At 72.2% G+C, this 25,053-nt stretch carries 18 protein-coding genes; 7 read left to right on the top strand and 11 right to left on the bottom strand.

Annotated features, from left to right (window positions below):
• Positions 1 to 109: 109 nt before the first annotated feature.
• Entirely contained in the window at positions 110 to 2,140 is a 2,031-nt protein-coding gene (locus AB0J64_RS03585) for an ATP-dependent DNA helicase UvrD2 (RefSeq protein WP_364020677.1), read from the bottom strand.
• 152 nt (positions 2,141 to 2,292) lie between these two features.
• Between AB0J64_RS03585 and AB0J64_RS03590 the strand changes: the two genes are divergently transcribed.
• Together AB0J64_RS03590 and AB0J64_RS03595 are read left to right on the top strand one after the other, a co-directional pair.
• The gene (locus tag AB0J64_RS03590) at positions 2,293 to 3,198 is read left to right on the top strand and encodes an alpha/beta hydrolase (RefSeq protein WP_364019990.1); all 906 of its coding nucleotides are present in this window, start codon (positions 2,293 to 2,295) and stop codon (positions 3,196 to 3,198) included.
• Positions 3,199 to 3,283: 85 nt separating this feature from the next.
• Complete coding sequence (locus tag AB0J64_RS03595) at positions 3,284 to 3,532, top strand: mycoredoxin (RefSeq protein WP_364019993.1); 249 nt, start codon at positions 3,284 to 3,286, stop codon at positions 3,530 to 3,532.
• Here AB0J64_RS03595 and nudC read toward each other — a convergent pair whose 3' ends face one another.
• Complete coding sequence (gene nudC, locus AB0J64_RS03600) at positions 3,533 to 4,507, bottom strand: NAD(+) diphosphatase (RefSeq protein ID WP_364019996.1); 975 nt, start codon at positions 4,505 to 4,507, stop codon at positions 3,533 to 3,535.
• A 185-nt stretch (positions 4,508 to 4,692) separates the two neighbouring features.
• Here nudC and AB0J64_RS03605 point away from each other — a divergent pair, with 185 nt between their 5' ends.
• The 4 genes from AB0J64_RS03605 to AB0J64_RS03620 are packed head-to-tail and all read left to right on the top strand — an operon-like array spanning position 4,693 to position 9,897.
• Positions 4,693 to 5,793 (top strand): siderophore biosynthesis protein, encoded by a 1,101-nt coding sequence (locus tag AB0J64_RS03605; RefSeq protein ID WP_364019999.1) that lies wholly within the window; start codon positions 4,693 to 4,695, stop codon positions 5,791 to 5,793.
• Positions 5,790 to 7,298: an IucA/IucC family protein gene (locus AB0J64_RS03610; protein ID WP_364020002.1), complete on the top strand. Its 1,509-nt coding sequence runs from the start codon at positions 5,790 to 5,792 to the stop codon at positions 7,296 to 7,298. Before AB0J64_RS03605 ends, AB0J64_RS03610 begins: the two co-directional genes overlap by 4 nt.
• Positions 7,298 to 8,830, top strand: a complete 1,533-nt coding sequence (locus AB0J64_RS03615; RefSeq protein WP_364020005.1) for an IucA/IucC family protein — start codon at positions 7,298 to 7,300, stop codon at positions 8,828 to 8,830. Before AB0J64_RS03610 ends, AB0J64_RS03615 begins: the two co-directional genes overlap by 1 nt.
• The gene (locus tag AB0J64_RS03620; RefSeq protein WP_364020008.1) at positions 8,827 to 9,897 is read left to right on the top strand and encodes a type III PLP-dependent enzyme; all 1,071 of its coding nucleotides are present in this window, start codon (positions 8,827 to 8,829) and stop codon (positions 9,895 to 9,897) included. Before AB0J64_RS03615 ends, AB0J64_RS03620 begins: the two co-directional genes overlap by 4 nt.
• Here AB0J64_RS03620 and AB0J64_RS03625 read toward each other — a convergent pair.
• Both AB0J64_RS03625 and AB0J64_RS03630 read right to left on the bottom strand, forming a co-directional pair.
• The gene (locus AB0J64_RS03625; protein ID WP_364020011.1) at positions 9,857 to 13,135 is read right to left on the bottom strand and encodes an ATP-dependent DNA helicase; all 3,279 of its coding nucleotides are present in this window, start codon (positions 13,133 to 13,135) and stop codon (positions 9,857 to 9,859) included. The genes AB0J64_RS03620 and AB0J64_RS03625 overlap by 41 nt on opposite strands.
• A complete protein-coding gene (locus AB0J64_RS03630) occupies positions 13,129 to 16,245 on the bottom strand; it encodes an ATP-dependent DNA helicase (protein ID WP_364020014.1) in 3,117 nt (1,038 codons plus the stop codon). Before AB0J64_RS03630 ends, AB0J64_RS03625 begins: the two co-directional genes overlap by 7 nt.
• Positions 16,246 to 16,524: 279 nt before the next feature.
• Here AB0J64_RS03630 and AB0J64_RS03635 point away from each other — a divergent pair, with 279 nt between their 5' ends.
• Positions 16,525 to 17,148, top strand: coding sequence for an NUDIX hydrolase (locus AB0J64_RS03635; protein ID WP_364020017.1), 624 nt, complete (start codon positions 16,525 to 16,527; stop codon positions 17,146 to 17,148).
• Positions 17,149 to 17,300: 152 nt separating this feature from the next.
• Here AB0J64_RS03635 and AB0J64_RS03640 read toward each other — a convergent pair whose 3' ends face one another.
• The 7 genes from AB0J64_RS03640 to AB0J64_RS03670 all read right to left on the bottom strand — a co-directional run bounded on the left by AB0J64_RS03640 (position 17,301) and on the right by AB0J64_RS03670 (position 25,019).
• Positions 17,301 to 20,153 carry a CDP-glycerol glycerophosphotransferase family protein gene (locus tag AB0J64_RS03640; protein ID WP_364020020.1) on the bottom strand — a complete coding sequence of 951 codons (2,853 nt, stop codon included), beginning with the start codon at positions 20,151 to 20,153 and terminating at the stop codon, positions 17,301 to 17,303.
• Between the two features lie 102 nt (positions 20,154 to 20,255).
• A complete protein-coding gene (locus tag AB0J64_RS03645; protein ID WP_364020023.1) occupies positions 20,256 to 20,570 on the bottom strand; it encodes an MGMT family protein in 315 nt (104 codons plus the stop codon).
• Positions 20,558 to 20,917, bottom strand: coding sequence for a hypothetical protein (locus AB0J64_RS03650; protein WP_364020026.1), 360 nt, complete (start codon positions 20,915 to 20,917; stop codon positions 20,558 to 20,560). The genes AB0J64_RS03645 and AB0J64_RS03650 overlap by 13 nt, the downstream gene beginning before the upstream one ends.
• A gap of 48 nt (positions 20,918 to 20,965) precedes the next feature.
• Positions 20,966 to 22,105 (bottom strand): S8 family serine peptidase, encoded by a 1,140-nt coding sequence (locus tag AB0J64_RS03655; RefSeq protein ID WP_364020029.1) that lies wholly within the window; start codon positions 22,103 to 22,105, stop codon positions 20,966 to 20,968.
• Between the two features lie 5 nt (positions 22,106 to 22,110).
• Entirely contained in the window at positions 22,111 to 23,013 is a 903-nt protein-coding gene (locus AB0J64_RS03660; RefSeq protein WP_364020032.1) for a hypothetical protein, read from the bottom strand.
• Between the two features lie 60 nt (positions 23,014 to 23,073).
• A complete protein-coding gene (locus AB0J64_RS03665; RefSeq protein WP_364020035.1) occupies positions 23,074 to 24,309 on the bottom strand; it encodes a S8 family serine peptidase in 1,236 nt (411 codons plus the stop codon).
• Entirely contained in the window at positions 24,303 to 25,019 is a 717-nt protein-coding gene (locus AB0J64_RS03670; protein WP_364020038.1) for a hypothetical protein, read from the bottom strand. Before AB0J64_RS03670 ends, AB0J64_RS03665 begins: the two co-directional genes overlap by 7 nt.
• Positions 25,020 to 25,053: the final 34 nt, after the last annotated feature.

Below are 25,053 nucleotides of genomic sequence, written 5' to 3' on the forward strand. Positions count from 1 at the left end.
TGCGGACGGGCGCCTGGGTGCTGGACTGCGCGTGCGCGGGCGGGGCGATCGAGCGTCGGTTGCGCTGACAGCGGGACCAGGGCGGGGCGGCCTGGAGTGAGAGCGGGGATCAGTCGGCGCGGCAGAGGGCGAGGACGGCCTCGCCGTAGCGGTCGAGTTTGACCCTGCCGACCCCCGCGATCGACAGCAGCTCCTGCTCGGACCCCGGCGCACGCTCCGCGATGGCCTGGAGGGTCACGTCCGTGAAGATGACGTACGGCGGGATCTTGGCCTCCTTGGCCGTGGCCGTGCGCCAGGCCTTCAGGCGCTCCAGGAGGGCCTCGTCGTAGTCCGCCGGGCACGTCGAGCAGCGGCCCAGCTTCTGCTCGGCGGCCGCCACCAGGGTCTTGGCGCACACTCGGCAGCTCACCGGGGCCGCCACCGGACGGCGCTCGCGGGAGGACGGCGAGAGGCGGGGCGGGGACGAGGTGCGACCGTTGAGGCCGTCGAGGAAGCGGGAGGGGCGGCGGGTCCTGCGGGCCCCCGGGGCGCGGGCTCCGGCCCAGGAGAGGGACAGGTGCTCCCTGGCGCGGGTGATGCCGACATAGAGGAGGCGGCGTTCCTCCTCGATCTGCTCCGGCGTCTCGGCGTAGATGATGGGCAGCATGCCGTCGGTCAGGCCGACCAGGAAGACGGCGTCCCACTCCAGGCCCTTGGCGGCGTGCAGAGAGACCAGGGTGACCCCCTCCACGGGCGGGGCGTGCTGTTCGGAGGCGCGGCGTTCCAGCTCGGCCACGAAGGCGGGCAGGTCGGCGCCCTCGGCGGCCATGTCCTCCGCCAGGTCGGCCAGGGCCTTCAAGGACTCCCACCGCTCCCTGGCCTTGCCGCCGCCCGGAGGAACCGGCGTCAGGCCCACGCCGCTGAGAATGTGGTGGACCTCCGAGGCCAGCGGCTCTCCGGCCGAGGAGCGGGCGGCGCCGCGCAGGAGGACGACCGCCTGGCGTACCTCGGGGCGGTCGAAGAAGCGCTCGGCGCCGCGCAGCACGTAGGGGATCTCGGCCTTGGACAGCGCCTCCTCGTACGACTCCGACTGCGAGTTGACGCGGAACAGGATCGCGATCTCCCGCGAGGGCACGCCCTTGTCCAGGAGTTTCCTGATCGCGCGTGCCGCCCCCGCGGCCTCGGCGGGCTCGTCGTCGTAGTCGGAGAAGGACGGCTTGGGGCCGTCGGGGCGCTGTGCCACCAGGTCGAGCCGGTGCGGCGACCTGGCGACCATCCGGTTGGCGAGATCGACCACCTGCGGGGTCGAACGGTAGTCGCGGACCAGCTTGATGACGGTGGCGTTCGGGTGCTCCACGCCGAAGCCCGTCAGGTAGCGCGGGGAGGCGCCGGTGAAGGAGTAGATCGTCTGGTTGGGGTCGCCGACCACGCAGATGTCGTCGCGGCCCCCGAGCCAGGTGTCGAGGAGGAGCTTCTGCAGCGGGTTGACGTCCTGGTACTCGTCCACGACGAAATAGCGGTACTGCTGGCGGATCTGTGCCGCGACCTCCTGGTGCTCGGTCATCACGGCCGCGGTCAGCTCGAGGATGGTCTCGAAGTCGACGAGGTGGCGCTCGCGCCTGATCTGCTCGTACGCCTCATAGAGCCTGGACACCTCCTCCGGGGGGACCGGGGGCGTGCGGTGGTGTTTCGCGGCCGCGGCCACGTAGTCCTCCGGGCCGATCTGGGTGACCTTGGCCCACTCGACCTCGGCCGCGATGTCCCGCAACTCGGACCGATCCGGATTTTTCCGCATCTGGCGGCAGGCCTCCGCCAGCACCGGGAGCTTGGACTCGATCACCGAGGGCGCCTCGCCGCCGATGACCCGCGGCCAGAAGTACGTGAGCTGCCGCAGGGCCGCCGCGTGGAACGTGCGGGCCTGCACGCCCGGCGCCCCCAGCGCGCGCAGGCGCTGGCGCAGCTCCCCCGCCGCGCGAGTGGTGAACGTCACAGCGAGCACGCTCGGCGCGTCGACCACCCCGCTGCGCACCGCGTACGCGATGCGATGGGTGATCGCCCTGGTCTTGCCCGTGCCCGCCCCGGCCAGCACACACACCGGCCCGCGCACGGCCTCGGCCACCGCACGCTGCTCGGGGTCGAGGCCGGCCAGGACGTCATCCATGTTGTTCACCCGTACATACTCCCAGGTGTAGCGGAAAGACTCTTTATTCTGGCAACATGCGGGCCGACGTATGTTGACTGTCAGCCAGATGCAAAGAACTGGTCTCTTCCCCCACAATGGGGCCGACCATCTGCATGGGGGAAAGGAAAGCCGTGCGAACAGCGGTTTCCGCGAGCGTGCTCGCGCTCGCGCTCGCCGCCGTCGTGCTCACACCAGTCGCCGCCAGTGCGAACAAGGAGCCGACGCCCGCCCCCACCTCCGTCATCGACCAGGAGGGCCTGGGTGGCTTTGCCAATGAGACCATCTCGTACGGCTCCCACGTACGCCAGAGCATGGACGTCTGGTGGACTCCCGACGGCCAGCAGCGCCCCGGCGTCTTCCTGATCCACGGCGGCTGGTGGTCGGGCGGCGACAAGCGCTACATGAAGGAGATCGTCCGCCAGTACGCCGACCTCGGCTACACGGTCTTCAACCTCAACTACCGGCTCTCCGGCGACGCGGCCTGGCCCGCGCAGCGCACGGACGCGCTGGCCGCGATAGCGCTGGCCCGCAAGCACGCCGACCGATGGGCGTTCGACCCGAGCAACTACGTGGTGGTCGGCTTCTCGGCCGGCGGCCACATCGCGGCGGCGGTGGGCACGTACGGCGACGGCATCCACGGGCTGAAGGGCGTCGTGGGCCTGTCACCGATCATCTCGCCCCTCCGCGCCTACTCCGACGGCGAGAAGTCCAGCGACGCCAGCAAGCGCAAGCTCCGCACGGCCGCCATCCGCCTGGCCGGAGGCTGCGAGCCCAAGGGCAAGTGCTCGCGGGTCTGGGCCAGCATGGAGGTGGCCTGGCACGCCAGCAGCAAGGACGCTCCGATGCTGACCGTGCACTCCGAGGACGAGTTCGTGCCGCCGGTGCAGAGCCAGCTGCTCAAGACGATGCTGGGCCAGGTGGGGGTGCCCGTGACCGTCATCACCCAGCCGGGCATCAACCACAGCAACCCGCTCTACCGCGAGCCGGGCGTGGCCGAGCGCGTGCAGGCCTGGGTCGCCGAACGCCTCGGCGGGTGAGAGCCGCCTGCCGGGGGGATTAACCCGGCACGCGGCGTTGTTGCACCGAGCGCCTGATTTCCTGACCTTGGAGGGATCTCCCAACATGGCGCTCACGGTCTACAGCACCACCTGGTGCGGCCCCTGCAAGCGACTCAAGTCTCAGCTCACCCGCGAGGGCATCAGCTTTCAAGAGGTCGACATCGAGCGCGACCCGTCGGCAGCCGAGTTCGTCATGAGCGTCAACAACGGCAACCAGACGGTGCCGACCGTGGTGATCGACACCCCCAACGGCCGCATCGTCCGGACGAACCCCTCCGCCCTCGAGGTCAAGGCCCTGCTCGAAGCGGCCTGATCACCAGTCGCCGGTCAGCTCGCCGCCGTACCAGGTCTCGATCAGGCGGCGGGCTATCGACACCGGCGGCGGCAGGCGCAGCTCGCCGGAGTCCAGCGCCCGCGCCAGCTCCTCACGGGAGTACCAGTGGGCCTCGGCGATCTCCTCCGCGTCGGGCGTGAGGTCGGTCGAGGTGGCCTCGGCGAAGAAGCCGAGCATGAGGCTGCGCGGGAACGGCCAGGGCTGGCTGCCGAGATAGCGCGGGTTGACGACGGTGATGCCGACCTCCTCGGCCACCTCGCGCGCGACGGCGTGCTCCAGCGACTCCCCCGGCTCCACGAACCCCGCCAGGATCGACAGCCGCCCCTCCGGCCACTGCGGGCCGCGGGCGAGCAGGCAGCGGTCGTCCTCGTCGCGTACCAACATGATGACCGCGGGGTCGACGCGCGGGAAGTGCTGGCTGGCGTCCTGCGGGCAGACCCGGATGTGGCCTCCGGCCTGGATGTCCGTACGGCTGCCGCAGCGCGGGCAGTATTCATGGGTCGTGTGCCAGGCCTCCAGCGCCACGGCGTAGACCAGCAGGCCCGCGTCGCGGTCGCCGAGCAGGCCGCCCACCTGGCGCAGCCCGGCCGCCACCAGCTCGCCCTCCGGCGTGTCGATCAGGCTCATCGGGATCGTCACGCGGCCGTTGACGTCGCCCTTGGGGATGCCCGGCAGCGGCGCGGCGACCGCGAAGTACGCGACCCCGTCCTCCAGCCCGAGCAGATAACGCGGCCCGGTCGGCGCGTCCTCGGGCGGGAGGAGCACCGCGTGCACCTCATCGCCCGTCCGCCGCACCAGCGTGTGGCCGTTGTCGATCACCAGCACCCGGCTCGACGGATCGGACCACGCCCGCTCGAGCCATCCCTCGTTGGCACGCAGCGCCGATGATCTGTCGATCGTGCCGCGCGCCAGAAGCAGGGGTCCGATGAGTTGCTCTTCCGCGGTCGTCTCCACAGGCCGCCCCCTCCCCAAATCCCCTGTCATCCTATGACCTCGCGGTTAGCCGCCGATTACGGTATCCGGGCCCCGGAGCGATCTTTCTGAGGCTAAGATCGGTGAGTTAGGTTAGCCTTACCTGATTGCCCGGGGGTGCCTTCGCGTTGCGGCTCTATCTGACCGCGCTCAAACCAACAGATTCCGTGACGGATGGCTTCCTGCCCGCGGCTCAAGCGCTGGGCTGTGAGGTGACGATCCTGACGGATCGGCCGGAGCACCATCCGCACGCGGTGGCGTGCGACGTACGCGATCCGCGGGCCGTGATCGACGCCGTCGAGCACCTCGGCAGGCCGGACGCGATCTTCACCAACTCCGACCACCTGCAGGCGGAGACCGCGCTGGCGGCCGCCTATTTCGGGCTGCCCGGCAAGGACTGGCGGGCGTGCGTGGCCGCCAAGAACAAGTTCCTGATGCGCCGCAGGCTCCTCGAGGCCGGGATCGAGCACGTGTGGTCGACGCGGCTCGGCCCCGGCGACCCGGTGCCCGAGAGCCTGCCGTACCCGGTCGTGCTGAAGCCGCGCGAGGGCGTGGCCAGCGAGGACGTCATGCTCGTCGAACGCGATCCGGCCGGGGCGGTCGCCGAGGTCAGGAAGCGGCGGCCCGGGGAGGCGCTGGTCGTCGAGGAGTACCTCGAAGGGCCACTGCGGACACTGGAGACGCTGGGCGACTCCTCCGGCCTGCGGGTGCTCGGGGGGTTCGAGACGACGTTGGGGGCGCTGCCGTACTTCGTCGAGGAGCGGCTCGACTGGGCGCCGGCGGACGAGTCGCAGGAGCACGTGCTCGGGGCGCTGCGGGCGCTCAGGGTCGGGTTCGGGGCCTGTCACACCGAGTACGTGGTCACTTCGCGCGGGCCTCGGATCGTCGAGGTGAACTACCGGGTGATCGGGGACCACTGCGACTTCCTGCTCGGCGACGTGCTCGGTGTGCCGCTGTTCGAGTGGATCCTGCGGGTGCACCTCGGCGAGACCGTGCCCGACGTCCCGGAGACCTCCGCGCACGGGAGCGCGGTCAGCCTGGTCGCGGACCGGCCGGGGACCGTCAAGGACGCTCCCGGCACCGAGGCCGTGGATAAGGGCGACGTACGGCTGTGGCACCGGCCCCTGCGGCGGGTCGGGGACATCGTCTCCCTCACGCACACCAACCGGGACTATCTCGGCGTGGTACGGGCCGTCGGCCCCTCCCGGGAAGCGGTGGACTCGGCGATCGAGGCTTACCGGGCCGCACGGCCGTGGGTGATCGAATGAGCGGTCGGGAGGCCTATCTGGCCGCCCGGGTGCTGAACGCGCTGCTGCGCGAGGACTACGGCGGGCTGTCGTCCCGGGTCAGCCGGACCAAGGACGGCACGGGGCTGCTGCTGGCGGACGGGCGATGGGTGCGACTGGTCCCCGGGGCGCTGTTCCAGGACTTCGTGGTCGCGGAGGACGAGCGGCTGGGGCTGGAGCAGGTGCTGGAGACGCTGGCGGAGGTCGCGGACCCGGCGGACGCGGAGGGGGTGGCGGCCTTCTTCGAGGAGTGCCTGGCCGCGCTGGGCGCCCTGGAGCTGCACGACGCGCACGCCGCCGAGGTGCTCGCGCGGAAGCCCTCCTATGAGGCGCTCGCCGCCTTCGTGGATCATCCCGTCTATCCGACCTCCCGGGCTCGTGTGGGGCTGTCCGAGGCCGAGCTGCTGGCCTACGCACCGGAGTTCGCGCCCTCCTTCGAGCTGCGCTGGGCCGCCGTGACGGGCGCTGTGACGGGCGCCGTGACGGGCGCCGTGACGGGCGCCGTGCCCGGCCCCGCCGCGCGCCTTCCCGCGGACGTCGCGCCCTGGGAGAGCGACGAGGTGCTGTTCCCGGTGCATCCGCTGACCGTCGGCGAGGTGCGGAAGATCGACGGGGTACGGGTCCTCGACGAGGCCCGGGTGACCGTGCGCCCCACCCTGTCGATGCGTACGGTCGAGCTCGACGCCCGCACCCATCTCAAGCTCCCCCTGCCGATCAGCACCCTGGGCCTGCGGAACCGACGCTCGATCAAGCCCGGCACGCTCGGCGACGGGGCGAGGGCCGAGCTGCTGCTGCGCGAGCTGGCCGATCCGGACGTCCTGCTGGCCGACGAGCAGACCTACGCGCACGCCGGCCACGAGTACCTCGCCTGGATGGTCAGGCGGCTGCCCGAGGGCGAGATCGTGCCGGTGGCCGCGCTGGCCGCGCCCGGCGTGCTCGCCGAGCTGGGCGACGTCGTCCCCGCCTATCTGCGGGTGCTGCTGCGGTGGAACGTGCGGCTCTTCGTGCGGTACGGCGTCGCGCTCGAAGCCCATCAGCAGAATCTCGCCCTGGTCTTCCAGGGCGACCGGATGCGGCTGCTGGTCAAGGACAACGACGGGCTGCTGGCCTCACCCGCGAGGCTGCGCGCCGCCGGGGTCGCGGTACCGGAGTTCGCCGACGGGCGGATGCTCGACGACGACCCGCACGCGCTGGCCGACGTGTTCGTGACCATCACGCTGCACCTGGCCGCCGCCGCCGTGGCGTTCGCGGCGATGCCGAACGACCGGGCGGCCGCGCTGCTCCGTACCACGCTGGCCGAGGCGCTCGACGAGTACGGCGACGACCCCATGGCCAGGATCCTGCGCGCCAGGACCCTGGACGCCGCCAGGCTCACCGGCAAATCCATGATCACCGCTGGGACGCTCGTGGCGAAGGAACGTTCCGGCGCACGCGACGTCAACAAGTTCTACGGCACCAGCGGGCCCAACTACCTGAGGAGAGCCTGATGCGAGGACTGGCCATCGACGCGGCCTCCGCCCTGGCCGAGGAGGCGACGCTGGCGGCCCTGCTGCGCTGCTGCGTGCGGGAGGTGGCCGGGCCGCGCGGGCTGGTGTGGCCCGCCCCGCCGTACCTGCTGCTGCGGGTGGCCGGCACGCTGCTGCGGGCCCGCACGTACGGAGGCGCGGCGCTGCGCTTCGACGGCCCGCCGGAGCGCCTGGAAGGCGGCGCCTGGCAGCGGTTGACGACCGACGAGCTGGTACGGCTGGCCGAGACGGACCTCCACGGGGAGAACGGCGAGTTCGGCGGCCAGGTGGCGGCCAGCCGGGAGGCCGTGGCGGCGATCCTGCGGGCCAGGGAGGAGGCCGTGACACCCGCTGATCCGTGGCTGGCCTCGGAGCAGGCGCTGGTGTACGGGCATCCGTTCCATCCCAGCCCCAAGGCGCGCGGCGGGGACGGCTGGCTGCGGTACGCGCCCGAGGCGCACTCCCGGTTCCCCATCAGGCTGCTCGGCGTGCGGGAAGACGTGCTCGCGGAGGACGGCGACGTGTCGGCGCTGGACGCGATGGGGGCGGCGCCCGCCGGGTACCGGCTGCTCCCGGCCCATCCGTGGCAGCTCGAGCTGCTGCGGCCGGCGTTCGGGTCGGAGCTGGTCGATCTGGGGCCGGGACCGGCGGTCATGCCCACCTCGTCCGTGCGGACCGTCTACGCCCCTGAGCCGGAGGTCTGCCTGAAGTTCTCCCTGGACGTGCGGATCACCAACTGCGTGCGCAAGAACGCCTGGTACGAGCTGGCCGGGGCCGTCGAGCTCACCTCCCGACTTACACCGATTTTTGAGGAAATATCCGTCAAGCACCCCGCCACCCGCTGGCTCCCCGAGCCCGGCTACCGCTCGGCCGCCCTCGGCCCCCGGCTCCACGAGGGCCTGGGGGTGATCGTCAGGCAGAGTCCCTGGGCCGCCTGCGATCCCGGGGTGACTCCCGTGCTGGCCGCCGCGCTCGCCCTGGACGTTTCGGCGAAGGAGCCGCTCGCCTGGTGGCACGCGTACGTGACGGCGGTCGCGCTGCCCGTCCTGGAGCTGTACTTCACGCACGGCGTGGTGCTCGAGCCCCATCTCCAGAACGTCCTGGTCGGCCTGGACACCGACGGCCTGCCCGCGCAGGCCGTCTTCCGCGACCTGGAGGGTGCCAAGCTGGTCGCGGGCCGCCACGACCTCGCCGGCCTGCACCCCGAGGTGGCCGGGGCGCTCACCTACGACGCGGAGCGCGGCTGGGCCCGGGTGGTCTACTGCCTGCTCGTCAACCACCTCACCGAGATCGCCGCCACGCTGGCGGGGCAGGACGACGGGCTGCTGCGCGAGCTGTGGGGGACCGCCCGCGACCTGCTCGCCCGCCAGGCCGAGGACCTCGGCCGACCGCTGCCCCTGTCGGACCTGCTGGCCGGGGCGCCGCTGCCCGCCAAGGCGAACCTGGGCGTCCGCTGGGCCAGGGCCGCCGACCGCGCCGCCGGTTACGTCCCGATCGCGAACCCGCTCGCATGATCGCCGACCGCGTCCGGGACGCCGCCCTGAGCCTGCCTGCGGCCCCCGCCTACCTCTACGACCTGCCCGCGCTGGACGAGCACGCCGCGTCCGTACGACGGGCGCTCCCAGGGATCGAGCTGTACTACGCCGTCAAGGCCAACCCGGACGCCGAGCTGCTGCGCGTGCTGGCGGGCCACGTGGACGGGTTCGAGGTGTCGTCCGGCGGCGAGCACGCGCACGTCACCGCCCTCTTCCCCGGCGGGCGGACGGCGCTCGGCGGCCCCGGCAAGACCGACGCCGAATTGCGCCTGCCCCACCATCGCATCCACGTCGAGTCCCCGAACGAGCTGCGCCGCCTCCTCGACACCGGCCTGGAGGCCGACGTGCTGCTCAGGCTCAACCCGGACCTCCCCGTCGAGGGCGCCGCGCTCACGATGAGCGGGCCGTTCGGCATGGACGAGCAGGGCGTGGCCGAGTGCCTGCCGCTGTTCACCGATCGGGTACGGCTGCGCGGCCTGCACACCCACCTGGCCAGCGGCCTGGACGCGGCCCAGCTCCTGACACTGGCCGAGAGCCTGCTGGACAACGGGTACGACGAGGTCAACCTGGGCGGCGGCATGGCGGTCTCGTACGCCTCGCCCGAGTCGCGCTTCGACTGGGCGGGCTACGGTCGCGGCCTGGCGGCGCTCGGCCGGGGGCGGAGGCTGCGGATCGAACCAGGCAGGGCGCTGACCGCGTACTGCGGCTACTACGTGACCAGGGTCGTGGACGTGAAGCGGGTGCGCGGCGAGGCGTACGCGGTCCTGCTGGGCGGCACCCATCACCTGCGCACACCGGCGACGAAGGGCCACGACCAGCCGTTCACGATCCTGCCGACGGGCAAGGGGCAGGGCGTGGCCGACGAGCCGATCACCTTCGTCGGCCAGCTATGCACCCCAAAAGACGTTTTTTCCCGAAAAATCGTGAGCTCGGCGTACATCGGGGACACGGTGGTGTTCGAGATGGCGGGCGCCTATGCCTGGAACATCTCGCACCACGACTTCCTCATGCATCCGAAGCCGGCGTTCCACTATCTAGGAGCCTGACGCCCTCGATGAGCGCGACCAGACCGTCGGCGTCGAGCAGGTTGACGGGCCGTACGGTGCGGTTGGCGCGTACGTAGTGGAAGGCCGCCCGCACCTTCTCCAGCGGCACGCCCGCCAGGTGCGACCAGGCCAGCCGGTACGCGGCCAGCTGCACCGACGCGACCCTGGCGGCCTTGCCCTTGGGTGGATGGCCGGTCTTCCAGTCGACGACCTCGTAGCCGCCGTCGGGCAGCTCGAAGACCGCGTCCATCCGCCCGCGCACCAGCCGGTCGGCGATCATGGTCTCGAACGGCACCTCCAGATCGACCGGCCGCCGATCGGCCCACTCGCTCGCCTCGAACCGCTCCTGCAGCTCGGCCAGGCGCACATCGGCCTCTTCGAGCTCCTCGTCGTACAGCTCCAGGTCGTCGATGAGGCGCTGCTGGTCCCACCGCGTCTCCAGCCACTTGTGGAACGACGTGCCCCGGCGCGCCAGCGGCGCGGGCTGGACCGGCACGGGGCGGCGGATCCTGCGGGCCAGCTCGCGCGGGTCGCCGGCCAGCGTGACCAGCGACGACACGGTCAGCTTCGTCGGCAGCTCGACGACCGTGGCGGGCCGGCGGCGGTTCAGCTCGCGCTCGCGCAGCAGCAGGTCGGTGTCGCGCTCCCAGGCCCGCAGGCGCTCCTCCTCGAACGTCCGCAGCGGCTCGTCCTCCTCCTCCGGGAGCGTGCCCGCCAGCGCGTCCTCGACGAGCCTGGCGCCGTCCAGCACGGACTCGTAGCGCAGGCCCTCGGGCGTGACCGGCCAGACGGCCTCGGCGGGCTCGGCGAGCAGCGGGTTGGTGGCGCCCTCCGCCTGGCGGTCGGCCCAGAAGGAGACGCGGTCGGCGGTGTCGCGGATCTCCAGCAGGAAGTCGGACGGCTCCAGGGGCTTGGTGGCGCTGCCCCACCGGTAGCCGGAGGCGATCAGGTGGTAGTGGGCGCGGGTGACGGCCACGTACGCCAGCCTGCGCTCCTCCATCAGGTCGCGCTCGCGGCAGTGCTCGTCGAACGCGGCCAGCTCCTCCTTGCTCAGCCCGCTCAGCCTGGGCAGGTCGGCGGCGTCGCCGCGCAGGGCGTAGGGCAGCTTGCGCGGATTTTCGGTCCAGCGGCTGTTCATGACCGGTGTGGCGGGGAAGATGCTGCCGGTCGCGATCGTCCCCTTGGAGCTGACGAGCTGCGACAGCCCCGGCACGACCACGATGGGCCACTCCAGGCCCTTGGAGGCGTGCACGGTCATGAGCTTGACGCTGTTGCTGTCGCCGACCCGGCCCGCCTCCAGCCCGAACTCCTCGCTCTCCGCCGCCTGCAGGTAGGCCAGGAACGCCCCGAGCGTCGGATCCTCGGCGTCGCCCGCGAACCTGGACGCCGCGTCGATGAACGCGTCCAGGTCGGCCCGCGCCGCGAACGCGCTCGCCGTCCCGCTGCGCGCGGCCACCTCGACGTCGAGCCCGAGCGTCCGCTCGACCTCGGTGATCAGGTCGGGGAGCGGCTGCGCGGTGTGCGCCCTCAGCCGGCGCAGCTCGTGGGCGAGCGCGACGAGTCTGGTGCGGGCCAGCGGCGAGAACGGCTCCAGCCAGTCCTCCCTGTCGGGCAGCTCGTCCAGCGCGTCCACCAGGCTGCCGCGCTCTTCGGCCAGGTCGGCCACCACCTGGTCGAGCGGGTCCTCCTCGCGCCCGCTCTCACTCAGCTCACGGGCCAGCTGCCTGGCCTGCTCCCCCAGCACCCGCAGGTCGGCCGGGCCGATCCGCCAGCGCGGCCCGGCCAGGAGCCTGGCCAGCGCGTCGCCGGCCGTCGCGTCGTACAGGACGCGGAGGGTGGCCACGATGTCGGTCACCTCGGGCACGGTCAGCAGGCCGCCGAGCCCGACCACCTCGACCGGGATGTCGCGTTCTTCGAGCGCCCGGCGCAGCGCGGGGAACTGCGATCGCTTGCGCGCGAGGATCGCCACGTCCTGGGGCTGGATGGCGAGCGTCTTCTTGCGCTCCTTCTCGCCCCAGGGCATGCCGTCGGGTGCGACCTCCTGGCCGAGGATCTTGGCGATGCCGTCGGCGATCCACCTGGCCTCGTCCTCGGCGGTCTCGTGGAAGGCGCACGTGACGCGGCCCCGGTCGACCCGGTTGGGGCCGGGGACCAGGACGGGCACCTCGCGGGCCTCCATGCGCAGCGGGAGCTGGACGCGGGCGGCGACGTCGAGGACGCGGTCGCCGTTGCGGAAGCTGACGCTGAGCTGGCGGACCTCGGCGGCGTCGCCGGTGCTGGTGCGGAAGTCACGCGGGAAGCGGCGCAGGTTTCCCGCGGAGGCGCCGCGCCAGCCGTAGATCGACTGGCAGGGGTCGCCCACGGCGGTGACCGGGTGGCCGCCGCCGTACAGGGAGCGGAGCAGGACGAGCTGGGCGTGGCTGGTGTCCTGATATTCGTCGAGCAGGACCACGGAGTAGCGGGCGCGCTCGATCTCGCCGACCTCCTTGTGGTTGGCGGCGATCCGCGCGGCCAGCGACATCTGGTCGCCGTAGTCGATGACCTCACGGGCGCGCTTGAGCCGTTCGTACGCCTCCACCAGCGGCAGCAGCTGCTCCCTCGCGGCCTGCACGCCGAGCGGCTTGCGCTGGGCCACGGTCGTCCTGCCGGTCAGCGCGTCGTGCCGGTCCTGGAGCCACTCCCCCACCCGCCGCACGTCGCCGGACGCGCGCAGGTGCTCCGACAGCTCGCCGGCGAGCTCCAGCACCGCCGCGGTGACCGACGGCGGGCCCAGCTCGATGCGGTCCATCGGCCCGTCGTACATCGCCACCACCCGCGAGGCGAGCTGCCACGACACGGCCGGCGTGACCAGGCGCATGGTCGGCTCGAGGCCCTCGCGCAGGGCGTGGTCGGTGACCAGGCGCGCGGCGTAGGCGTGGTAGGTGGACACGGTCGGCTCGTTGTCGAGCGCGCCCGGCTCGACCAGGCCGGCCTCGGCCAGGCCGGTCAGCCGCTCCCTGACCCTGGTGGCCAGCTCGGCGGCGGCCTTGCGGGTGAAGGTCAGGCCCAGCACGTTCTCCGGCTTGACCAGGCCGTTGGCGACGAGCCAGACCACGCGCCCGGCCATGGTCTCGCTCTTGCCCGAGCCCGCGCCGGCCATGACGACCATCGGCTCCAGCGGGGACTCGATGACCGTGGCCTGCTCACGGGTGGGCGGCAGGATGCCGAGCTTGCCGGCGAGTTCGGCGGGGGTCAGCACACCTGGCCCCCGTTGTCGTTGACGGGACAGCTGGCCCTGGCCGCGCAGGTGCGGCAGCCGTCGTTGACCTTGGCCTGGAAGAACGGCCCCGACATGCCGGTCGCCACCGTGTCGACCAGGTCCTTGGCCCAGCCGGGGTCCTTGTCGTCCGACAGCGGGGGCTGGGCCTGCTCCAGTGCCTCCTTCTTGCCCGCCGCCTTGCCGACCTGGACCAGTGCGGCGCCGCCCGGCTCGGTCATGCCGTGCCGCGCGAACGCGCCCAGCAGCGCGGCGAGCTGGTAGACGCCGAGCTGGGGATGGCGGTCGAGGTCGCCGGCCTTGGGCTTGGAGCCGCCGGTCTTGAGGTCGATGATCACGGCGCGGTTGTCGGAGTCGCGCTCGACCCGGTCGACGCGGCCCTTGATCTGGACGCCCTCCGACACCATCGCCGTGAACGCCTCCTCCAGGGCCACCAGCTCGCGCGGATTCTCCTTGTGCCAGCGCAGGAACTTGCCGATCATCTGCTCGGCGACCTGGCGCTGCTTGCGGTTGTACCAGACGCCGCCGAAGTCGAGGTCGTTCCAGACCTGGTCGAGGCGGTCGCCCAGGAGGTCCTCGCTGGGCAGGTCGGTGGAGGCCAGGACGGCCAGAGCGTGGATGATGTTGCCGAGGCCCTGGGCGGTGCTGGTGCCCGCGGCGCCCACCGCCGTCTCCAGGAGCCAGCGCAGGCCGCACTTGGTGAAGCTCTCGACCGCCGAGGGCGAGATGTTCACGATGTCGTCGGGCCAGCTCAGGGGGCGGTCGTCGGAGATGGGCGTGAGGGCGTACCAGTCGTTGGGGTGGGCGCCCTGGACGCCCGCGGCGGCGAGCCGGGCGAGCTGCTTGGCGGCACTTTGGCGGATTTTTCGGGGCTTGGTGGGATCGGTCACCGCGCTGCGGAGGTCGGCCACCAGCGCGGACATGTTCAGCCAGCGGGCCCGGTCGTCGACCGTGGCCGAGTCCACCGCGCCCGGCATCAGCTCCGACAGGAACCTGGAGGGCCGCTCGTCGGTGTCCTCGCCGCCCACCGCGGTCACCACGAGCCTGCGCCTGGCGCGGGTGACGGCCACGTAGAACAGCCTGCGCTCCTCGGCCAGCAGCTTGGAGACCAGGGAGGCGGCGTTCGGCTCGGTGCCCTCGACCACCTCGACGAGGTCCTCCACGCCGAGCAGGGAGCCGCGCAGGCGCAGGTCGGGCCAGACGCCCTCCTGCACGCCCGCGACGACCACGACGTCCCATTCGAGGCCCTTGGAGCGGTGGGCGGTCAGCACGCGTACGGCGTCGCCGTCGGGCGCCCGGTCGGCCAGCGTGTCGCCGGGGATCTCCTGGGCGGCCAGGTCGTCGATGAACACCTCGGGACCCGCCTTGGGCATCCGGTCCACGAATCTGGCCGCGTGATCGAACAGCGCCACCACGGCGTCGAGGTCGCGGTCGGCCTGCGCTCCCCTGGGGCCGCCGTGCATGCTCAGCTCGGTCCAGCGCCCGGCCAGGCCGCTGGCGTGCCACACGGTCCACAGGAGGTCTTCGGCGGTGCCCTCCTGCGCCGCGGCCTCGCGGGCGGCGGCGAGCAGCTTGGCCACGCGTTCGGCGGGCAGGGCGATGTGGGGCTCCACCCGGGTCAGCTCACGGACGTCCTGGACGGCCGCGACCAGCAGCTCCCCTGACGACCGTGTCCCCTCCGCCTCGTTCTCCGCGATCTTGAGTGCGCGGCGGAGGCGCCGCACGCCGATCATGTCCGTGCCACCGAGCGGCCCCGTCAGCAGCTCCTCGGCCACGCCCTCGTCGAGCTGGGCCGGATCCAGGGCCACCCGCAGCATGGTGAGCAGCGGCCGCACGCCGGGCTCCTGCGCGATCGGCACCTCGTCGCCCGCGATCATCGTGGGCACGCCCGCGTTGACCAGCGCCCGCCGCAGCAGCGGCACTTGGCGTTTGGCCGAGCGCACCAGCACGGCCATCCGGTGCCACGGCACCCCGTCGATCAGGTGGGCGCGGCGCAGCGTGTCGGCCACGATCGCCGCCTCCTGGCTCGTGCTGTCGGCCAGCAGCACCCGCGCGTCACCGGGCTCCGCCTCGGACAGCGGCACCAGGTCGCGATGGTCGTGCTCGTGCCCGTACGCGTGGTCGGGCATGGGGGCGACGGGCAGGCGGGCCGCGACCCGGCGGGAGGCCTCGAGCAGGTCGGCCCCGCTCCTGCGGCACACCCGCAGCGCCAGCACCGGCGCGTCGCGGCCGTCGCGGGTCTTGAAACGCTCGGGGAACTTCATGATGCCCTGCACGTCGGCGCCCCTGAACCCGTAGATCGACTGGTCGGGGTCGCCCACCGCGACCAGGTCGCGGCCGTCTCCCGCCAGCTGGGCCAGCAGCAGCTCCTGGGCGGGGTCGGTGTCCTGGTATTCGTCCACGAACACCACGTCGTGCGCCGCCCGCTCCCGCTCCCGCACCTCCGGCCTGGTCAGGAGCGCGGAGGCGGCCCCGATCAGCTCGGCGTAGTCGTAGGTCTCCTCCGGGTCGAGGTCGAACCTGTCCTGGTAGCGCTCGGCGAACCGGCCGGCCGCCATCCAGTCGCTCCTGCCGTGCAGCCTGCCGAGCGCGACCAGCCGCTCGCCGTCGAGCCCGCGCTCGTTGGCCCTGGACAGGAAGTCGCGCAGCTCCTCGGCGAACCCCCGCGTCTTGAGCGGCTCGCGCAGCGACACCGGCCAGTCGAGCGCGCCGCTCTCCAGCTCGCCGTGGAGCAGCCGGCGGATCTCCAGCAGCTGCTCGGGGCCGGTCAGCAGGCGCGGCGGGGCCTTGCCCTCGAGCACGGACTCCCGGCGCAGCAGCGCGTACGCGTAGGAGTGGAAGGTGAGGGCCAGGGGCGTGCGGGTGGTGCGGCGCAGGCGGGCGGTGACGCGCTGGCGCAGCTCCTCGGCGGCCTTGCGGCTGAAGGTGAGAATGAGCACGCGCTCGGGGTCGAGGCCGCGCCGGTCGATCCTGTCGACCACGCTCTCCACGATCGTGGTGGTCTTGCCGGTGCCAGGACCTGCGAGAACGAGCAGCGGGCCGCTCTCGTGGGCGACCACGGCACGCTGGTGCTCGTCGAGCGCAGGGGGCACAACAGGGCCATCGCTGCCACGCCGCACCAAACGCCAGGTCTGACCACTCACAGCACTAGATTCCACCAGACCACAGGGACAGATCGTGCCGACTTGCCCGGTCTCCCCACAGGATCCGCCTACCGTATCGGGGCAAATCTCCACTTCCTCGCGCGACACGCCGCCCGAATTTCGCCATGGGCGTCTCAACCCATACGCGCGGCGCGGAGCCCTCGCGTACAGAGCGTTGACCCTTGTAACGTAAGGTCAACATCTCGCCTTGGCGCGGAGGTCGATCGCATGCGGTGGGAGGTCCACTCCGAGAGGTCGCTCTATGCCGACCAGTGGCTGGACATCCGCGTCGCCGATGTGGAGCTGCCCGACGGGCGCCGCCTCGACCACCGGCTCGTCCGCACGGCGCCCGGCGCGGGGGCGGTCGTCACCGACGACCGCGACCAGGTGCTGCTGATCTGGCGGCACCGCTTCATCACCGACAGCTGGGGGTGGGAGATCCCGCTCGGGCGGGTGGAGGAGGGCGAGATGCCTCGGGACGCGGCGGCGCGCGAGGTCGAGGAGGAGACCGGCTGGCGCCCCGGGCCGCTGCGCCCGCTCCTGTCGATCCAGCCGGCGAACGGCATCGCCGACAACCTCCACCACGTCTACCGCGCCGACTCGGCCACCCGTATCGGACCGCCCACGGACCCTTGGGAGGCGGAGCGGGTGGAGTGGATCCACGTCTCGGGGCTGCGCAAGCTCATCGAGAACGGCGAGATCGTCTGCGCCACCACCATGTCGTCGCTGCTCTACCTCATGGTGGAGAACCTCCCCGCCGTCGGCCTGCGCCGGGCCGAGGACCTTCCCGGCGATCTGGGCTACGACCCCGATCGCCGGTTTCTCCTACCGGACCTCCCGGACCTCTTCTGACGCCGTAGGGGGAGCCGCGGGCTTTTCACCACTCAGCCGGTCAAGAAGACACGTCGTCAAGGCGAACGACCCGTGAGCCTTCACGGCCGGCCATGACAGACGGCCACTGACGTCGGCGCGTGCGGCCTACCGTGCGGAGCCGTACGAACTGATCAAGAAAAGAGGTGGTCGACGACCCGCGCGGTCGCCTTGCCGTCGTCGCGGGGAGCGAACGTCGCACGGAAGGACTCGTAGCGGTCCCTGTGGGCGGCGGCGACGGAGTCGATGGACCGCAGGGCCTCGACCACCTCGGCCGACGTCGACAGCACCGGCCCCGGCGCGAGCTCCGCCAGGTCCAGGTAGAGCCCCCGCTTCGACGAGTATTTCGCCAGGTCGTACCCGTAGAACACGATCGGCCGGCCCGTGCACGCGAAGTCGAACATCACCGACGAGTAGTCCGTCACCAGCACGTCCGCCACCAGCAACAAGTCCGCGATGTCGGGATAAGTGGTGACGTCGTGGGCGATGTCGGGGACGGCGGGCATCGCCTGCATCGGGTGCGCCCGCACCAGGATCTCGTGATCGGCTCCCAGCGCCTCGCGCGCCTTGGCCAGGTCCAGCTTGACCATGGCGTTCTTGCGGTCGTAATCCCGCCACGTGGGCGCGTACAGGATCACCCGCTTGCCCTCCACGAGCCCCAGCCGCTCGCGCACGGCGGCTGCCAGCTCCTCCCGGTCGGGAGAGTGGAGCACGTCGTTGCGCGGCAGCCCGCTCTCCAGGATCTCGCCCTTGTAGCCGAAGGCCTTGCGCAGGATCGGCGTCGCCCACGGCGACTGCGACAGCAGCAGGTCCCAGCCGCGCACCTCCGCCGCCTGCCGGTGCCAGATCGGCGGCCTGGGGTCGCGGGCCATGTGGGGCAGGTCGTTGCCGACGCGCTTGGCCGGGGTGCCGTGCCAGGTCTGCAGCACCACCTGGTCCTCCCGCGCCCGGAACCAGGCCGGCAGGAACGAGTTGGTCACGATGTGGCGGGACCTGGCCAGCGCGGCATGGTGCTCGCGGCTGCCCGCGCGGATGACGGTCGCACCGCCGGGCGGCACGAAGGCGCCGTCCTTGACGATCCAGATGTGCTCGCGGTCGTCGCCCCGGCGCAGCCGCTCCTCGTAGATCGCGCGGACGCTGTCGGCGTAGAGCCGCCCGTCGTTGACGACGTAGACGGTCGCGTCCGTCAGCGGCTCCGTGCGCTGGGCCGGGTAGAAGACGCGGCGCAGCACGTGGGTGCCCGCCACGCCCCGCTCGTCCGCGGGCCGTGCCTCCTCGACCGTCACGACCGGCACGTCGAAGCGGGTGGAGATCATCCGGTACGTGCGCCCGTCGAACGTGCGCGGATCCTCGTCGAGCCCGGCCAGGGCCGCGTGATCCATGCGCAACGGCACGATCTCACCCGACGGGTGGCGGATCGACATGTTCCAGGTGCCGGAGGCCAGCGGCACGGACTCGCCGAAGCGGTCCATGGCCGACGGCTCGACGCGTACGGAGAACTCCTCGCCGGAGCGCTCCACCGGCAGCCAGTAGCACAGCCCGGACCGGTGCCGCAGCGTCAGCGTACGGGGGCCGGGAGCGTCGGGATAGCTGCCGCGCAGGACGAGCGCGGAGCCCTCCCAGACCGCGGAGGTGATCACGGGGCGGATGCGGTGAGCAGAGACGACCACGCGGTCGCGGCGGTCACCGAGCACGGTGATCTCGCGGTCGCCCACCGGTGTGCGGGTCTCCACCAGGTCGCCGAGCATGACGGAAGCCGCGGGATCGCCCTTGGGCTCGACCCAGAGCCGCCGCCCGTCCTTCTCCTGCAGCAGCGCGGACACGGCCAGGCCCACCACGACCTGCGTGCCGTCGCCCGCGGGCGAGAAGTCGGCGGCGATGCGGTGGCCGCCCAGCCGGGCGTGGCCCTTGGTCACCGTGCGCCCGGGCAGGAAGATCTTCAGCTCGAGGCGCTCGCCCTCGACGGACACGCCCGTCAGCTCGGCCCTGTTGGGCTGGAGCACGACCTGCAGCGCCCGGTCGGACGTCCACACCGGCCTGATCCACCAGCCCGGCTTCAGCTTGAGCCCGGCCGGGCGCTCCGGCCGGCCGATGGAGGAGCCGCGCAGCAGGCCTGTGGCCCGCGCGCCCCGGCTCCAGAACACGATCTCGGCCCGCCACGTCGTGGCGTCGGGCACCGACGGCCGGTGGCGCATCCGCCGCCGCACGGCGGACACCACCCCGCGCACGGCGCCGCGCCAGCGCAGCGGCCACGGGCTCAGCTCGGCGCTGAACCCGGACCAGTCGTAGTTGCAGCCGGGCTCGCGCGCGCCGTGCGTGGCCTCGGGCGCGAGCACGCGGTGCGTGCGCATGCGGATGGGCGGCAGCCAGCGCGGTCCGCGCAGCACCACGGTCGCCCGGTTGAACCTGCGGCTGCGGACGGACAGCCCCGCCAGATAGGCGAACCCGGTGACGCGCAGCCTGCCGTCGACCCAGACGATGTCGTCGATGTGGGTCACCGGCACGAGGTCGGCCCGCCGCAGGCGGTAGAGGTCGGCCGGGAGCTCGTCACGGAAGGGCAGGTCGGCGTACCAGTGCAGGCCCTTGCGGATGCGCTTGGACGGCTCGGCCGCCGCGGTCACGACCTTGACGAGCGTCTCTCCCTCGACGAGCTCCTCGTCGGGCCGGTGCTCGATCAGGTGGACGATGGCGCGCCGCGCGACCGGCAGGTCGTGCTTGACGCGCGCGTCGACGGCCGCCAGATAGGGCCGGACGAGATCGAGCATCTCACGCCGCCGCGCGGCGCCACGCTTGACCGCGAGGTCGATGCGCGCCCCGAGCGGGCCGCTCAAGACCTCGGTGTCGAACGCAGCGTCGCGGCCGCCGGGGCCGAGCGCTCGCATGACCGCTTCGAGAGGCTCTCCACGGTCGCAGAGATCCTGGACAGCCTTGAGGCGGTCGGCGAGCGACTCGCCGCCCTGGCTCTGGGCTGTGACGCCGGTGGCCATAGGGTGGCACCGCCTTTCGGGCCGCCATCAGTGTTCTGCCCATGGTAATGGGAGTCACATGTCACGGATTCGCCGGTTCGGCGAAACAGCAGGTCAGACCCCTTACTGAAAATCCGCTGAACGCCCGTCCCAGCGTGCCCGGCGCATGTCCACCCGCTCGCCCCGCAACGGGGTGCCCTCCTCGCGCCAGTGCGTCAGACAGCGTTGCACGTGGTCAGGGGCCGCGCCGGTGCCGTCGGCGTGCACGACGCGCCACCACGGCACGCCGCCGCCCCACGTGGACATCACCTTGCCGACCTGACGGGGGCCGCCCTCGCCGAGGTATTCGGCGATGTCGCCGTACGCCATGACCTTGCCGGGCGGGATGCGCTCGACGAGGTCGAGCACCCGCTCGGCGAACGGGTTCAGGGGGTCCATGCCGCGGGACCCGCGTCGATGATCTCGTCGAACTTGCCGATCTCCATCGCGCTGCCGCCCGCCAGCACCTCGATGACGCCGTCACGCAGCGCGTAGACCTCGCCGTCCTCGCCCATGAGCCGGGCGCCCAGCGCGGCCGAAAGCCGGAGGAGCTGTGCGACGTGCCAGTCGGAGCCGGGCTCCCCGACCAGCTGGCCCTGCCAGCGCGCCACCGCGTGCGTGCCGCCCCGGTGTGCGGCCACGATCTCGTCAGATCCGCGCAGCTCGAAACCGGCCGGCGCGATGGCCTTCGCGAGCTCCGCGAAGGCGAGTGGCGACTCGCGCACCACCCGCAGCTCGTATCCCATGACGGGGGACCATAGCGGAACTTTACTGTTCGCGCGGATCGTAAAGGTTCACTCCCTGCGCTGATTGAGCATGATGATCGCGCCGCAGAACATGACCAGCGCGACCAGGACCCCTCCGCCGTACAGCCACAGCCGCAGCGGGTCGGGCCCCGGCCGCGTGGGCACGGGCGAGTCCTCCCCCTGCCCGAAGTGCTCCTTGCCCGCCACGACGCTGCGCTGCTCGCCGGTGAGCCGCTCGGCGGAGTTGAGCGCGGCGGCCGCGTCCACGACCCCGTACCCGGTCTGGTCGTCGTACCCCGCGGCGGGCCTGCCGCGTGCGCTCGACGCCAGGGCCTGGGCGACCTGCTCGGGCGGCAGGTCCGGATATTTCGCCTTGATGAGGGCGGCCACGCCCGCCACGAGCGCGGCGGCCGAGCTCGTGCCTTCCGACAGCTCGTAGCCGCTCTTGCGCTTGACCACGGGCACGCCCACGCCGGGCGCGGCGACCAGCACGGAGAGGTTGTCGCTGCTGAACGCCGCCCGCTTGCCCTGTTTGTCGGTGGCCGCCACGCCGATGACCCCTGGGTAGCCGGCCGGGAAGCTCCAGTAGGAGGTGCTGTTCTGCCTGGCGTACTCGGTCAGGCCGTCGTTGCCCACGGCGGCGACCAGGACGACGCCCTTGCCGAGCGCGTACGAGACGGCCTCGCGCTCGGACCTGAGCGGGCCGTAGGAGCCGATGGACATGCTGACGACCTTGGCTCCGTGGTTGGCCGCGTAGCGCAGCGCCCGGGCGAGCGGGCTCTCCATGACCTGCTCCTCGTCCTGCGCCGGTGGGACGCCCACCTCAGGATCGTCGTCCGTGAGCATGGGGAGCGACAGGATGCGCGCCTTGGGCGCCACGCCGATCAGCCCGTCGTCCTCGCCCGAGGCCGCGATCAGGCCGGCCATGGCGGTGCCGTGCCTGCCCGGCGGCATCTGGCGGCTCACGGCGCCCGAGGTCATGTCGGGGCCCGCGCTCACGCGCCCCTTCAGCTCCTTGATCTGACCGTCCACGCCGCTGTCCACGACGGCGACCGTGACGCCCTCGCCTTTGGTGACGGTCCACGCCTGCTCGACGTTGAGCGCGTCGAGCACCCACTGCTGCTGGTCCCTCACGGGCGCGGCGGAAGGTCCTGACAGCACGAGCAGCGCGGCGGTGAGCGCGCGCACGCCGGCTAGCACACGTTCCCCTGGGTGCAGGGCGGCACCTTGGGCGGGTCCGCGAGGAAGTAGGCGATCTGGTTCCCGACGGACTTGGCGGCCGGCCAGAGCTCGCTGTGCAGGATCTCCTCGGGCGGGATCGCGGCCCTGGTCCGCCCGTCGGCGTAGCCCGCCGTCGAGAAGACGATGTACGGCCCCGCGCCCACCCAGCCGGTGCGCTGGCGCTGGTCGGGACCGAAGCGCTCGCTGATCGTGCCGGGGAAGGCGACGGGCAGCACGCCCACGCGGTCGTCCTGGGTGAGCTCCTCGGTGGCCGAGACCCTGGACTCCTCGTCCTTCAGCACGGCGACCCCGACCGTGATCACGAACGAGGCCGTCTGGTCGATGTACGTCGCCCGCAGCATCGTGAGGCAGCCGTGGCTCTGCAGCACTCCGGCGACGGAGGCGTCCACGCCCTTGCCGCACTCGGTCTCAGGGGCGATGCCGACGCGCCTGGCGTACTGCTGGGCCCGGTCGAGCCCGAGGTACTTCACCTCTTCAGGGAAGACCCCCGTCGCCGGCCACGCCTGCCAGCGCCTGGCGATCTCCTCCTGCTGGTACCGGCTCTGCTCCGTGGGGGTCAGCGGGCGCGAACGCGTCTCGGCGAACAGGCCGATCGTGCCGAGCAGCACGACCACGGACGACACGACCACGATGACGCTGAGCAGGGTCACGAACATGCGCCTGTACCGGACGCCCTGCTGGAGCGCGTCCAGTTCCGCGCGCTGCTTGAGGGCGGCCCGCGTACGGGAGTTCGCCGCCGGCCAGGCACGAATGCGTGAACCCCGGCCGGCGGGGGTGCCGAGCGGGTTCCTGTGTCCCTGCGTGGCCTCTCCCCCGGCGCGGGGAAGCCCTGACGTCGACCTACGAGCCTTCACCACCACCTCTTCCCGGCTCTTCCCAGCTGCATGTCTATTTCGTCCCCCTTGACAGGCGGATCATGCGCCTTGCGAGCTGTGTGCCCGGCGGACGCGCCTGACCAGGATGAATATGACTGCCAGCGACGTGAGCGCGCCGACGGCGGCCGCGGCGGCGACGGCCGCGTGGATCGCGACGCGCCTCTCGTCCCTGGCGATGACCTTGATGGGGGCCGTCCGGCCGCCGGCCAGCGGCTTGGCGGGGTCCTGTGCCTGGGCGCCCGTGGCGGTCTCGGTGTATCCGGCCAGCTTGCCGGCCTCCGACAGGGCCCTGGCCGCGTTCACGACGCCGAAGCCGGTGGCGATGTCGTACCCTCCCGGCGGCCGGTCGTTGGCACCGGCGGTGAGGGCGCGGGCGACCAGCGGCGGCGACATGTCCGGATATTTTGCCTTAATGAGGGCGGCGACTCCGGAGACCAGTGCGGTCGCCTGCGAGGTGCCCCGCCCGACCCAGTACTCGTCGCCAGGCCCGGCGCCCATGATGTCCACGCCCGGGGCGGCGACCAGCACGGAGGAGTTCCAGTTGGAGAACGCGGCCCGGCGCAGCCGCCGGTCCGTCGCCCCCACCGAGACGACACCGGGGAACGCGGCTGGATAGGAGTAGGGGGCGTAGTCCACGTCGACCTTCCTGTCGCCGTCGTTGCCCGCAGCGGCCACGAGCACGACGCCCTTGGAGATGGCGTAGCGGATGGCCGCCCGCTCCTCCTCGGTCGCCAGCTCCTTGGAGATCGACATGTTGATCACGTCTGCCCCCTCGTCCACGGCGTAGCGAATGCCCCGGGCCACCACGTTCTCGAACCGCTCCGCGGTGTTGAACTCGCGGAAACCCGGCTCCTCGTCCTCGAGGATGACCCTTACTGACAGTACGTCCGCTTCGGGCGCGACGCCGATGATCCCCAGATTTCCCCCGGGACCGTGACCGTGCCCGGCGATCAGCGAGGCCATGTACGTGCCGTGCAGGCGGAGCGGGGCGACCCCCGGCGGATTCGCGCCGGCGGTGAAGTCCTTGCCCACCCGCACCGAGCCGACCAGGTCGCGATGGCGCGGATCGACGCCGGAGTCGAGCACCGCCACCGTCACCCCGCGGCCCTTGCTGGTGCGCCACGCGTGGGTCAGCTCCAGCGTCCTGATGACGGGCCGCTGCCCGCCGCGCACGTCGTCCGCCTGCGCGGGCGCGGCCGTGAACAGCAGCATCCCAGCCGCCGCGACCGCCGCGCCCCTCATCAGCACGGTCGGCGTACTGCCCAGGCTCAGCACCGCCACTCCTCGGCCGCGCAGTCGGGCGTCCTCGGCGTGCTCAGGTCGGTCAGCACGTGCTCGGCGATCTCGGTGGCGAAGGCGAAGATGGCGGGCCGCTGCTCGTCCGCCGCGTCCGCCGGCCGCCCGTCCACCTGGCCCGCCGTGGTCAGCACCAGGTACGGTCCTGCCTGCCGTACCGAACCGGCCTGCCGCACGGCGGGGGTGAACCGGTCGGCCACCGTGCCGCTGAAGGCGAGCGGATACAGGCCCGGGACGGGTTTGCCGCTGTCGGAGAAGGCGTTCCTGGCGCGTGCGGCGCCCGGCTCGTCACGCATGGCCACCACGCCGATCGTGACGAGCACGCCGCGCAGCGCGTCGATGTAGGTGGCCCGGAGCAGGCCCCTGCAGCCCGCCCTGCGCAGCGCCTTGACCGCCTTGGCGTCGACGGGGTCGCAGGAGGTCTGAGGCGAGATGCCGATCCTGCTGGCACGTTCCTGGCCGCCCTGCTCGGCGGAGTACGGCAGTGTGGCGGGGAAGATACGTCCGCTGGGCCAGGTGCGCCAGCGCTCGGCGACCTCGTGCCTGGCCGCCGACTGAAGCTCCATCGTGGTGGGGCCGCGGGTGAGCTCCGTGACGGCCGCGCTGCCCGCCACCCCGGCGGCCACCGCGCAGACCAGGGTCAGCGCGGAGGCCACCACGAGAGTGGGCCAGGGCCGAGCGGAGTTCACCCCATCGACCTTAATAGGGTCGCCAATAGGGTCG

This window comes from Nonomuraea sp. NPDC049695 (assembly GCF_040674955.1).
Lineage (GTDB): Bacteria > Actinomycetota > Actinomycetes > Streptosporangiales > Streptosporangiaceae > Nonomuraea > Nonomuraea helvata.

Coding starts and splice junctions, on each gene's coding strand:
- AB0J64_RS03615 (WP_364020005.1), top strand. CDS start 7,298: ATGCGAGGACTGGCCATCGACGCGGCCTCCGCCCTGGCCGAGGAGGCG.
- AB0J64_RS03650 (WP_364020026.1), bottom strand. CDS start 20,917: ATGGGATACGAGCTGCGGGTGGTGCGCGAGTCGCCACTCGCCTTCGCG.
- AB0J64_RS03635 (WP_364020017.1), top strand. CDS start 16,525: ATGCGGTGGGAGGTCCACTCCGAGAGGTCGCTCTATGCCGACCAGTGG.
- AB0J64_RS03620 (WP_364020008.1), top strand. CDS start 8,827: ATGATCGCCGACCGCGTCCGGGACGCCGCCCTGAGCCTGCCTGCGGCC.
- AB0J64_RS03640 (WP_364020020.1), bottom strand. CDS start 20,153: ATGGCCACCGGCGTCACAGCCCAGAGCCAGGGCGGCGAGTCGCTCGCC.
- AB0J64_RS03610 (WP_364020002.1), top strand. CDS start 5,790: ATGAGCGGTCGGGAGGCCTATCTGGCCGCCCGGGTGCTGAACGCGCTG.
- AB0J64_RS03595 (WP_364019993.1), top strand. CDS start 3,284: ATGGCGCTCACGGTCTACAGCACCACCTGGTGCGGCCCCTGCAAGCGA.
- AB0J64_RS03645 (WP_364020023.1), bottom strand. CDS start 20,570: ATGGACCCCCTGAACCCGTTCGCCGAGCGGGTGCTCGACCTCGTCGAG.
- AB0J64_RS03585 (WP_364020677.1), bottom strand. CDS start 2,140: ATGGATGACGTCCTGGCCGGCCTCGACCCCGAGCAGCGTGCGGTGGCC.